This is a genomic window from Sphingosinicella xenopeptidilytica (assembly GCF_042676985.1).
Taxonomy (GTDB): Bacteria; Pseudomonadota; Alphaproteobacteria; order Sphingomonadales; family Sphingomonadaceae; genus Sphingosinicella; species Sphingosinicella xenopeptidilytica.
Genome location: NZ_JBHTIK010000001.1, coordinates 486397 through 497500, shown reverse-complemented (window position 1 = coordinate 497500; position 11104 = coordinate 486397). Strand labels below are relative to the sequence as shown.

The window sequence follows — 11104 nt, the reverse complement described above, 5'->3', positions numbered from 1 at the left end:
GGGTGCCGGCCCAGAATCGGGAACATCGGCTGCGGAGAATCACGCGCTCAGGCGTGCGTGATGTAGTCCTTCAGTGATTCTGCCTCGCGGACGGCTTCATCGATGCGCGCCTTCACGAGATCGCCGATCGATACGACGCCGCGAACCTCGCCGCCGTCGAGCACGGGGAGATGACGGATACGGCGGCGGGTCATCCGCGACAGCGCGGCCGTGACACTCTCCGACGGGGCGACGGTGATCACTTCGGTCGTCATGATCTCCCGCGCGGTGCGTTGCAGGATCGCCGCGCCCTGCTCGTTGAGCCCGCGCACGACATCGCGCTCGGAAAGCACGCCGGCCACTTTGCCGTCCTCCATCACGATCACAGCGCCGATTCGGTGCGTGCATAGAAGTGCAACCACCTCCGCAACGGTTTGCGACGGTGACGCCGCGATGATCGCGCCGCCCTTGTCCTTCAGTATCGATGCAATGGCCATGGCCGCCCCTCCCCAGCAGAGGCCGGCCCGGCACGCCTGACGCGCGCGTCCGCCGGCGGGTTGAAGATTACGCGAACCGCGGCCAAATGAAAGCCATGCAAACAAGAGTCATGCAAACACCGGCCCGCCGTTTCCGCGTTCTACTGCTCTCTGCTTTGGGGACCGGGGTCGTGGCCGTGCCGCTCGCGCTCTGGTATCTATCGTCCGAAGGCGTTTCGCTGACGCTGCACCTCGTGCTCGCGATCACGCTGGCGATCGTGCTGTCGCTGCTGCTCGCCGCCGGGCTGATGGGCCTCGTGTTCTTCAGCGCCGAGTCGGGACACGACCAGCGCGTGGCCGACGAGAACGCCGCGCACGAACCCGAGGTGTGGCGCGATTCGCCGATCGACTAGAAGTCGATCTGGCTGCGGAGGCCGACGATGGTCGCGCCGTAATTCCTGTCGCCGCCCGTTCCCGCGATCGCGGCATCGTCGTAGATAAGCCGCCCGCCGTTCAGCGCGAACAGTACATAGTCGGTGGGCTTCCAGATCAACGAGGCGAGATAGCCCTGCTGGCGCCCACCGACGATGCCGGCATCGCTGAGATCGAGATGATCGTAGCGCACGCTGAGCGCAAAGGCGCCACTGCCGCCGTCCGAGACCGGATTCGCGACCTTGATGCGATCGAAGGCGCCGTCCTTGTAGCCGCGCGATTCGCCGGTGATCAGCCAGCCGCCTTCTATATAGCCGCCGAAGAACGTCGGATCGGCGGCACCCGCGAGCGACACATTCATCCAGTGCGTTTCGGCGGCAGCATAGAACGGCCCGGAGATCGCGGCGAGTTCGAGCCCGTAGTTCGTCTCCGCCGTTACCGGCAGCGCGGGCGTCGCGAGGAAGCGCACGTCGGTGGTGTGCACCTGCGGCCGCTGGCGATAGCGCGTGCCCGCGCCGATGGAGCCGCTATCGCGATAGTGTGCGGAGGCGCCGACGTGGAGCTGCGTGCCGCCCATCTTCGGCGCGAACACGATTCGCCCGTCGAAGCCGTAGCTGCTGTTCGCATCGTCGGAGAGATCGGCGATGTTGTCCGTGAACACGCCGCCCTGCAGCAGCAGCGCCTTGCCGCGATACTGCGCCGAAATTCCGAGCCGCCGCTCGAAGCCGAACGCATCGGTGAACGCCGCGCGCTCCATGAAGCTCGTGTTGACGTCGCTCGTGAGTTCCTCGAGTCCCTGGAAACCGTTGTGCTGCCCGACTGTGATCGTCGTCCGGTCGCGCGTGTAGTCGATATAGGCTTCCTGGAATTCGGGCGAACCGGGGGCGAAATCGATATCCACCCGGTAGCCGAAGCCACCCGGCACGGTGCCCTGCACACCGAGATAGGCGCGCCGCACTTCGTTCGTGAAGCCGAGGCCGCTGTCTGCAATGCCCGCCGGGTGCGACACGTTCGCGGCATCGAGCTGCAGCCGCCCGCGCGGCTTGAAGCTCCAGCCTTTCGAGGAGATCTCGGGCGCGCCCTTCCAGCTGACCTTGATCGGATCGGCAGGCGCGGGGGGAGGCGTTGCGGCCACCTGCTGCTGGGGCTGCTGTTCCTTCGCTGCCGCCTGCGCACGCAGTGCCGCGACTTCCGCCTGTACCGCTTCGAGCTGCGCCTGCAGCGCGGCGAGTTTCGCAACCGCCTGTTCGAGCGTGACCGATTCCGTCTGCGCCATCGCCGTTGTCGGCAGGCTTGCAGACAGACCCATCATAACGAATGCCGGAACCAATGCCGCTTGGCGCGAGGTCATGATCGTCCCCTTCAACACGACCGCTCGTGCGGTACGCGCAGGGGCGCTAGCATGAAGTTCCCGTGACGGAAACAGAACCTTGCGTTGCAGGCCGAAGACCCGGCCTAGCCCGCGGAACTCAGGCGTCGACAGTCTCGACAGGCTGAACCTTGCGCGGACGCCCGCGCGGACGGCGCGGCTTCTCATCTTCGGCTTCCACGGCAACGGGAGCCGCGACCGGTGCTTCGGCCGCTGCAGGGGCCGCCTGCTTGGCCTGCGCAGGGGGACGGCCGCGCCGCTTGGGCGCCTCCACGACCTCGGGCTCATCCGCATCGGCGCGGCGGGCGCTGCGGGCGAGCGTGCGAAGCGCGCCTTCATCCTCGCGCTCGTCATCGGCCGGCTGCGGCGCTGTGCGGGGCTGCGGCGCGCGGGGTTGTTCATACCGCTCCTGACGCTCGGACCGTTCGGGGCGGTCGCGCTCCTGACGCTCGCGATCCTGGCGCTCAGGGCGTTCCTGGCGTTCCGCTCGCTCTGGGCGTTCCTGACGGTCGCGGTCCTGACGTTCCGGGCGGTCCTGGCGATCCTGCCGCGGACGCGGCTCGAACCGCTGACGCTCCTGGCGATTGTTGTGGACGGGCGCGCGGTTATCCCCCTCGCCCTCTTCGTCCTCATCGCCCTCGTCGTCGCCGTCATCATCCTCGTCGCGGATATCGCGATCGTCATGCTCGCGGCCACGACGATCGGGACGATCGTTGTGCTGCTGGTACTGCGACTGACGCTCTTCCTGCCGGGCGCGCATCTCGGCGACGACGCGGTGGTAGTGGTCTGCGTACTGCAGATAATATTCGGCCTGGACGCGTTCGCCCTGCTGGTGCGCTTCGCGTGCGAGGTTGGTGTATTTCTCGAGCAGCTGAAGCGCATTGCCGCGCTGACGCGGCTCCATGTTGCGGTTGCCCATCTCACGACCGCCGCCCTGCTGGGGACGCGGATTGCCGCGCCCACGACGCCGACCGGACTGCTGCTGCCCATTTCTCATGAAATACTCTTTTCCCCGATACTGCCGGCCGAGCCGACTGTCGTTGTTCAGGACATGCGCGGCCATCCACGCAAGGGTCCGGAAGCGACCGCCAAACGATTCTGCCTATCGTAAGTGCCCGGCGAGGGGATCATCGTCCTCGCCCATGCACAGCCGCTCTAGCGGCATTGCCATCGCATTCCAAGTCAAAAAACAGAGGCGATGCGACGGAAAACGACCGCCCGATCTCGCCCGGCCAGGTCGCGTTCCACCGTGCCGCCGAGGCCCGCTTCGCGCCCCAGCGCCAGAACCGCTTCCGCCTGCCGCCAGCCGATCTCGAGGATCGCGGCGCCATCCGCCTCCAGCAATGCCGGGAGCGCGGGAACGATGCGCCGATAAGCCGAGAGGCCATCTCTGCCGGCGAACAGCGCGCCGTGCGGCTCGTATTCGCGCACGCCCGGGCCGGTCGCCTCGTCCTCACCAATATAGGGCGGATTGGAGAGGATTAAAGAGAAGCGCCCTTCGATACCTTCTGCCCAGTCTGCCTTCAGGAAGCCGCACCGGGCCGAAAAGCCGAGCCGGGCAGCGTTCCGCGCGGCAACGGCGAGTGCGGCATCGGACACATCTGTCGCGAGCGCGGTCGCCTGTGGCCATTCTGCGAGCGCGGCGAGCGCCAGCGCGCCCGAGCCTGTGCCGAGATCGAGCACGCGAAGCGCCGCATCCGCCGGAAACAGCCCCTGCGCCGCCGCGATCAGCGTTTCGGTGTCGCCGCGCGGCACGAGGATGCCGGGCCCCACTTCCAGATCGAGCGACCAGAATTCCTGCCGCCCGAGAATATAGGCGACGGGCTCGCCCGCCGCGCGCCGGGCGATGAACGGCTCAGCCGCCTCCGCCGTGGCCTCCGGATTGCCGAGCAGCACTGCCTCGCGGCTGACCCCGAGCGCGTGGGCGACGATCAGTTCCGCATCGAGGCGCGGCGTTTCTCCGCCGATGCGCGCCGCCGCGTCCCTTACGAGATCAAGCGCCTTCATTCAGGTTCGCGAGCCGTGCCGCCTGATCCTCGGCGATGAGCGCCGCGACGAGTTCGCCGAGGCCCCCGCCCTCCATGATCTCGGGCAGACGATGCAGCGTCAGGTTGATGCGGTGATCGGTCACGCGCCCCTGCGGATAATTGTACGTGCGGATACGTTCCGAACGGTCACCCGAGCCGACCATCGACTTGCGCGCGCCCGCGCGCTCGTTCGCCAGCTTCTCGCGCTCCAGCTCAAAGAGGCGCGCGCGCAGCACCTTCAATGCCTTCGCCTTGTTCTTGTGCTGGCTCTTTTCGTCCTGCTGGCTGACGACGAGGCCGGTGGGAAGGTGCGTGATGCGCACGGCGCTGTCGGTGGTGTTCACCGACTGGCCGCCGGGGCCGGACGAGCGGAACACGTCGATGCGGAGGTCTTTTTCCTCGATCTGGACATCGACATCCTCGGCTTCGGGCAGCACCGCCACCGTCGCGGCGGACGTGTGGATGCGCCCGGAGGCCTCGGTCGCGGGCACGCGCTGCACGCGGTGCACGCCGCTTTCAAACTTCAGCTGGGCGAACACGCCCTGGCCGGTGACGTTCGCAATGACTTCCTTGAAGCCGCCCGCGTCCGCCGAAGACATTTCCATCGTTTCGACACGCCAGCCCTGCGTTTCGGCATAGCGCTGGTACATGCGGTAGAGATCGGCGGCGAAGAGCGCCGCTTCCTCGCCGCCGGTCCCTGCGCGGATTTCGAGGATCGCCGAGCGTTCGTCCGCCATGTCCTTAGGCAGCAGCAGCACGGCGAGCGCCTTCTCGGCCTCGGGGAGCTGCTCCTTCAGAGACTGCAGCTCTTCCTCGGCAAGCGCCACCATCTCGCGGTCGGTCTCGCCGCCGTTCACCATTGCGGTGAGGCTCTCCGCCTCGTCGCGCATCGCACGCACGGTTCCTGCCGCCTCGGCGACGGGCTTCAGCTCGGCGTATTCCTTGGAAAGCGCGACGAACTTCTCGGCCGGAAGATCGCCCGCCGACATCTGCTCGGTCAGCTCCGCATAGCGCGCTTCGATCTGCCGGATGCGCGCGGTGGGAACGCCGCTCATCGCAACGCCTCCGGTAACGCATCGAGTGCGACGCGCCACTGCTCCCCAGTCGCGAGCCGCTTCACGGTCGCCTCACCGGCTGCCAGTTCGTCGTCACCGAGGATGACCGCGTAGCGCGCACCTGCCGCGTCGGCCTTCTGCATCCGCTTCTTCATATTGCCGCGCCATGCCTGCTCGGCGGCGATCCCCGCGCGGCGCAGCGCCTGCAACACCTCGAACGCCTTCGCTTCGGCGGCTTCGCCCATCGGCACCACCGCCGCGTCGATCGCCTCTGCCTCGGGCGCTTCAAGCAGCATCGCCAGCCGCTCGATCCCCGCCGCCCAGCCAACGCACGGCGTTGCCGGCCCGCCGAGCGCTTCCATCAGCCCGTCGTAGCGCCCGCCGCCGAGCACCGTACCCTGCGCGCCGAGGTGATCGGTGATGAACTCGAACGTGGTGTGGCGATAATAATCGAGACCGCGCACCAGCGCTTCGTTCCGCTGCCAGGCGACGCCCGCCGCATCGAGACCCTTGCGCACGGCATCGAACCACGCGCCCGCCTCGGCGGACATATAAGCGTCGATCCGCGGCGCATCGGCGACGAGCGCCTTGTCGGCGGCGTCCTTGCTGTCGAGGATGCGCAGCGGGTTCTTCTCCAGCCGGTCGCGGCTCTCGGTGGAAAGCGCGTCGCGGTGTGCCGAGAAGTGCGCGATCAGCGCCGCCTGCCACGCAGCGCGCGTTTCCGGGTCGCCGAGCGTGTTGAGGTTCAGCACCGTCTTGCCCTGAAGCCCGAGTTCATCGAGCAGGTGCTGCGCGAAGGCGATGATTTCCACGTCCGCCGCCGGTTCGCCTGACCCCAGGATTTCCGCGTCGAGCTGGTGGAACTGCCGAAACCGGCCTTTCTGCGGCCGTTCGTAGCGGAACGCGGGCCCCCAGGCCGAAAGCTTCATCGGCGCGTGCTGCTGCCAGCCGTTCGAAATGTAGGCGCGCGCGATACCCGCCGTGAACTCGGGGCGCAGTGTCAGCGATTCGCCGCCGCGGTCCTCGAACGTGTACATTTCCTTCGAAACCACATCGGTGGTCTCGCCGAGCGAGCGCGCGAACACGCCGGTGAATTCGAACACCGGCACCTGCACCGGGCGGAAGCCATAGAGCCTGCGCACGCGCGTGAACGTTTCCACCACCACGTCGAAGCGCGCGGCGTCTTCGCCCACCATGTCCTGCGTGCCGCGCACGGCCTGAATCTTGCTGCTCATAAGCGCCGCGCTTTAGACGGGTTCGGGGGCCGTGGGAACCGTTCATACGATTTCTGCTGCGACGCAACATTCGGCGGTTCCCTTCGGCGCGAAGAACCGCTAAACGCCGCGCGCCATGGATATATCGAAGATTCCCGTCGGACCGAACCCGCCCCACGAACTCAATGTGATCATCGAGGTGCCCATCGGCGGCGAACCGGTGAAATACGAGTTCGACAAGGACTCGGGCGCCATCTTCGTGGACCGCATCCTGCACACGCCGATGCGCTATCCGGCGAACTACGGCTTCATCCCGCACACGCTCGGCGAGGACGGCGATCCGCTCGACGCGCTCGTCATCACGCGCTCGCCGATCATCCCGGGCGCGGTGATCCGCGTGCGCCCGGTCGGCGTGCTGCTGATGGAAGACGACAAGGGCGGCGACGAGAAGCTGCTCACCGTGCCGGTCGATTCGACCTTCCCCTACTACGGCAACGTCACCAACCACAGCGACCTGCCGCCGATCGTGCTCCGCCAGATCGAGCACTTCTTCGAGCACTACAAGGACCTCGAACCCGGCAAGTGGGCGAAGCTGAACGGCTGGGGCGATGCCGAAAAGGCACGCCAGCTCATTCTGGACGGCGTCGAGCGCGCGAAGGCCAAGGGCTGATCTTTACCGGCTGAAACAATTCCGTCATTCCTCGGGGAAAGCCATTTCCTGGGGAGACTGTCTTGCGTGCGTTCTGTTCGTTCCTGATCCTTCTGGCGGCGCCCGCCGCCGCTGAAAACAGCCTTCCCCGAACACCGGCCTATGTTCACGCGGAACAGCCCGCGCAGGATCTCCGCTATCCCGGCGTGATGACGCTCGATGTCGACGCCACCGATACGGCGCGGCGCATTCTCGGCGTCCGCCAGCAGATCCCGGTCGCCGCGCCGGGGCCGCTGACGCTGCGCTACCCCGAATGGCTCCCCGGCAAGCACGCGCCGCGCGGGCCGATCGCCGCACTTGCGGGGCTCACGATCAGCGCGGGCGGGAAGCCCGTGCCGTGGAAGCGCGATCCGCGCGACGTCTACGCCTTCACCGTCGATGTGCCGAAGGGCGCGAAGGCGCTCGATATCCGCTTCCAGTATCTCTCGCCTACAGAGGGCAATCAGGGTCGCGTCAGCGTGACGGCGGAGATGCTGAACCTGCAGTGGGAGACGGTCGCGCTCTATCCGGCGGGTCACTACACGCGGCAGATCCGCGTGCGCCCCTCGGTGACGTTGCCCGAAGGCTGGCAGGGCGTCGCCGCACTCGACGGTGTCGTGCGCACCGGCAACACGCTCCGCTACGCCGAGACCGATTTCGAAACACTCGTCGACAGCCCGATGTTCGCCGGGAGCAACTACAAGGCGTGGGATCTTGGCCACGATGTCCGCCTCAACGTCTTCGCCGATCGCCCCGGCGATCTTGCGGCCACGAACGACCAGATCGAGGCGCATCGGCGCATGGTCGATCAGGCGGTGAAGCTGTTCGGATCGCGCCACTACGACCGCTACGAATTCCTGTTCGCGCTCTCCACGGAGCTTGGCGGCATCGGCCTTGAACATCATCGCAGCTCGGAGAACGCGCTGCCGCGCACCTATTTCACCGACTGGGCCAACACGGCGGCGATGCGTGGGCTGCTCCCGCATGAATTCACCCACAGCTGGAACGGCAAGTTCCGCCGCGGCGCCGACCTCTGGACGCCCGATTATCGCACGCCGATGCAGAACAGCCTGCTCTGGGTCTACGAAGGGCAGACGAGCTACTGGGATTCGGTGCTCGCCGCGCGTTCGGGCCTCATTCCCAAGGATGTCGTGCTCGGCGAGTTCGCGAGCCAGGCCGCCTTCTATCAGCAGCAACCGGGCCGTGCATGGAAGCCACTGATCGACACCACAAACGACCCCATCACCAACGCCCGCCGTCCGCAGGCCTTCCGCACGTGGCAGCGCTCGGAGGACTATTACAACGAAGGCGCGCTGATCTGGATGGAAGCGGACATGCTGATCCGCGAGACGACCGGCGGCAAGAAGTCGCTCGACGATTTCGCGCGCGGCTTCTTCGGCGTGCGGAACGGGGATTGGGGCACGGTCACCTACACGTTCGAGGACGTCGTCGCCGCGCTCGATGCCGTCGCGCCGCATGACTGGGCGACCTTCCTGAAAACCCGCGTCGACGAGATCGCGAAGCCTCCGCTCGGCGGCATCGAGAAGAGCGGTTACCGACTCGTCTTCAAGGAAACGCCGAGCGCCTACCAGGTCTCGAACGACGCGCGCAGCCGCGCCGCCGATCTCAGCCATTCGGTCGGCGTCACGGTCAGCGCCTCGGGCGTGATCTCCAACGTTGTGTGGGACGGGCCATTGTTCCGCGAGGGCGTGACGACCGCGACGCGAATCATGGCGGTGAACGGCCGCGAGTTCAACGAGGCCGATTTCAAATCGACGATCACCGCCGCGAAGGACGGCAAGAGCCCCATCGAACTGCTGCTGAAGGAAGGCCCGCGCTACCGCACCATCCGCCTCGGCTACACGGGCGGGCTCCGGTATCCGCACCTCGAACGCGTCGGCACCGGCCCGGCGCTGCTCGACCGCGTGCTCGATCCGCTACCCTGAGGCGGCGAGCGCCTTCAGCGCCTCGCCATCGACGCGGTTGACGGTCCATTCGTCCATGGGCCGCGCACCGAGCGAACGGTAGAAATCGATCGCGGGGGTGTTCCAGTTGAGCACCCACCATTCGAGGCGGGCGCAATCCCGCTCGATCGCAAGCGCCGCGAGCCGCACAAGCAGCGCCTTGCCGACGCCCTTGCCGCGCGCCTCAGGCACGACGAACAGGTCTTCGAGATAGACGCCCGGCCGTCCTTCGAAGGTCGAGAAGTTGTGGAAGAACAGCGCGAAGCCGACAGGCGTGCCGTCGTCCTCGGCGATCAGCACCTCGGCGTAGGGGCGCGGGCCGAACAGCCTCTCGCCGAGCTTCGCCTCGTCGAAGCGGACCTCGTGGGCGAGCTTCTCATACTCGGCGAGATCGCGGATGAACTGCGCGATCAGCGGCAGATCGGCGGGCACGGCGGCACGAATCGAAAGGCTCACGCGCGATCCTCGCCGATCCTGACGATCGTTCCGACCTCCAGTTCGTCGATCCGCAATTTGCGGATGCGCGCCTTGCCGACACGAAGCCGGCCGATCGCAAGCGCGCCGACGGCGACAGCCCCAAGCGCAAAGGCCCCAAGCGTCAGCGCCGCGACGGCGCCATAGCCAAGCGTCGTGGCCCCGGTCGCCGACGCACCTGTCGCGACGGCTTTGCGCGCGACCGGGGGTTCGAGCCTGATGTCGGACCCGGTCTTCATGCGGCCTTGCCGTGCAATGTGTCCATACTCACCGCGCTCCCCGCCTCGATCTCTGCGGCTTTGGCTTCAACCAGCCCCACGATATGGGCGATCATGCCGGCATCCGCGATCGTGTGGTCGGTGATACCCGACAGGTAGACCATGTGCTTGCCATTGCCGCCGCCGGTGATGCCGATGTCGGTCTCGCGCGCCTCGCCGGGGCCATTGACGACGCAGCCCAGAACCGAGAGCGACATCGGGGTCTTGATATGCTGGAGCGCGTCTTCGAGCGCCTGCACAGTGCGGATGACGTCGAAGCCCTGGCGCGCGCAGCTGGGGCAGGACACGACGCGGACACCGCGGGTGCGCAGACCCAGCGTCTTCAGGATTTCATAGCCGACGCGCACCTCTTCCTCGGGCTCGGCCGAAAGCGACACGCGGATCGTGTCGCCGACGCCGAACCAGAGCAGCGAACCGATGCCGATCGCCGACTTCACCGTGCCGCCGATGAGCCCGCCCGCCTCGGTGATGCCAAGGTGCAGCGGGCAGTCCACCGCCTCGGCAAGCTGCTGGTAGGCCGCGACGGCAAGGAACGCATCGGATGCCTTCACGGCCACCTTGTATTCGCGGAAGTCATGCTCCTCGAGCAGGCGGATATGATCGAGCGCGCTTTCGACGAGCGCCTCGGGGCAAGGCTCACCGTACTTTTCGAGCAGGTCCTTCTCGAGGCTGCCCGCGTTGACGCCAATGCGGATCGCGCAGCCGTTCGCCTTCGCCGCGCGCACCACTTCGGCGACGCGCTCCGATGAACCGATGTTGCCGGGGTTGATGCGCAGACACGCGGCGCCCGCGTCCGCCGCTTCGAGCGCACGCTTGTAGTGGAAGTGGATGTCGGCGACGAGCGGCACGCGCGCCGCCTTCGCGATCTGGCGAAACGCCGCGGTCGATTCGACGTCGGGGCACGACACGCGGATGATGTCCGCCCCCGCTTCCTCGCAGCGACGGATCTGATCGATCGTCGCTTTCGCGTCCGACGTGAGCGTGTTGGTCATCGTCTGCACGGTGATCGGCGCATCGCCGCCTACCGGGACGCTGCCGACCATGATCTGCCGCGATTTGCGCCGCGCGATATCGCGCCATGGACGAAGGGACATGCTCGGGACTCTCACCTTTCGCGGGCGATATACGCGAGCTTCGCGGCGAACCCA

General features: G+C 66.9%; 12 protein-coding genes. 3 read left to right on the top strand and 9 right to left on the bottom strand.

Translation table 11 applies throughout. The annotated features are described in order from the left end of the window. Positions 1-47: 47 nt before the first annotated feature. Complete coding sequence (locus tag ACFQ00_RS02520) at positions 48-476, bottom strand: CBS domain-containing protein (RefSeq protein WP_381485692.1); 429 nt, start codon at positions 474-476, stop codon at positions 48-50. A 170-nt stretch (positions 477-646) separates the two neighbouring features. Here ACFQ00_RS02520 and ACFQ00_RS02515 point away from each other — a divergent pair, with 170 nt between their 5' ends. After that, positions 647-868: a hypothetical protein gene (locus ACFQ00_RS02515; protein WP_381485690.1), complete on the top strand. Its 222-nt coding sequence runs from the start codon at positions 647-649 to the stop codon at positions 866-868. On the opposite strand, the gene ACFQ00_RS02510 is transcribed toward ACFQ00_RS02515, so the two are convergent. The 5 genes from ACFQ00_RS02510 to hisS form a co-directional block, all read right to left on the bottom strand. Further along, entirely contained in the window at positions 865-2238 is a 1374-nt protein-coding gene (locus tag ACFQ00_RS02510; RefSeq protein WP_381485687.1) for an OprO/OprP family phosphate-selective porin, read from the bottom strand. The two genes, ACFQ00_RS02515 and ACFQ00_RS02510, sit on opposite strands and share 4 nt — an antisense overlap. A 118-nt stretch (positions 2239-2356) precedes the next feature. Further along, positions 2357-3175, bottom strand: a complete 819-nt coding sequence (locus ACFQ00_RS02505; RefSeq protein WP_381485913.1) for a DUF4167 domain-containing protein — start codon at positions 3173-3175, stop codon at positions 2357-2359. A 263-nt stretch (positions 3176-3438) separates the two neighbouring features. Continuing rightward, the gene (gene prmC / locus ACFQ00_RS02500; RefSeq protein WP_381485684.1) at positions 3439-4263 is read right to left on the bottom strand and encodes a peptide chain release factor N(5)-glutamine methyltransferase; all 825 of its coding nucleotides are present in this window, start codon (positions 4261-4263) and stop codon (positions 3439-3441) included. Continuing rightward, positions 4250-5338 carry a peptide chain release factor 1 gene (prfA, locus tag ACFQ00_RS02495; RefSeq protein WP_374596317.1) on the bottom strand — a complete coding sequence of 363 codons (1089 nt, stop codon included), beginning with the start codon at positions 5336-5338 and terminating at the stop codon, positions 4250-4252. Before prfA ends, prmC begins: the two co-directional genes overlap by 14 nt. Continuing rightward, positions 5335-6573: a histidine--tRNA ligase gene (gene hisS, locus ACFQ00_RS02490; protein ID WP_381485681.1), complete on the bottom strand. Its 1239-nt coding sequence runs from the start codon at positions 6571-6573 to the stop codon at positions 5335-5337. The genes prfA and hisS overlap by 4 nt, the downstream gene beginning before the upstream one ends. A 115-nt stretch (positions 6574-6688) precedes the next feature. Here hisS and ppa point away from each other — a divergent pair, with 115 nt between their 5' ends. Together ppa and ACFQ00_RS02480 are read left to right on the top strand one after the other, a co-directional pair. Beyond that, a complete protein-coding gene (gene ppa, locus ACFQ00_RS02485; protein WP_381485678.1) occupies positions 6689-7222 on the top strand; it encodes an inorganic diphosphatase in 534 nt (177 codons plus the stop codon). 62 nt (positions 7223-7284) lie between these two features. After that, on the top strand, positions 7285-9186 hold the full coding sequence (locus tag ACFQ00_RS02480) for a M61 family metallopeptidase (protein WP_381485675.1): 1902 nt from the start codon (positions 7285-7287) through the stop codon (positions 9184-9186). On the opposite strand, the gene ACFQ00_RS02475 is transcribed toward ACFQ00_RS02480, so the two are convergent. The 3 genes from ACFQ00_RS02475 to ispG are packed head-to-tail and all read right to left on the bottom strand — an operon-like array spanning position 9178 to position 11050. Then, positions 9178-9660: a GNAT family N-acetyltransferase gene (locus ACFQ00_RS02475; RefSeq protein ID WP_381485672.1), complete on the bottom strand. Its 483-nt coding sequence runs from the start codon at positions 9658-9660 to the stop codon at positions 9178-9180. The two genes, ACFQ00_RS02480 and ACFQ00_RS02475, sit on opposite strands and share 9 nt — an antisense overlap. Beyond that, positions 9657-9917 carry a hypothetical protein gene (locus ACFQ00_RS02470; protein ID WP_381485669.1) on the bottom strand — a complete coding sequence of 87 codons (261 nt, stop codon included), beginning with the start codon at positions 9915-9917 and terminating at the stop codon, positions 9657-9659. The genes ACFQ00_RS02475 and ACFQ00_RS02470 overlap by 4 nt, the downstream gene beginning before the upstream one ends. Then, on the bottom strand, positions 9914-11050 hold the full coding sequence (gene ispG / locus ACFQ00_RS02465; protein WP_381485666.1) for a flavodoxin-dependent (E)-4-hydroxy-3-methylbut-2-enyl-diphosphate synthase: 1137 nt from the start codon (positions 11048-11050) through the stop codon (positions 9914-9916). The genes ACFQ00_RS02470 and ispG overlap by 4 nt, the downstream gene beginning before the upstream one ends. Between the last annotated feature and the right edge of the window lie 54 nt (positions 11051-11104).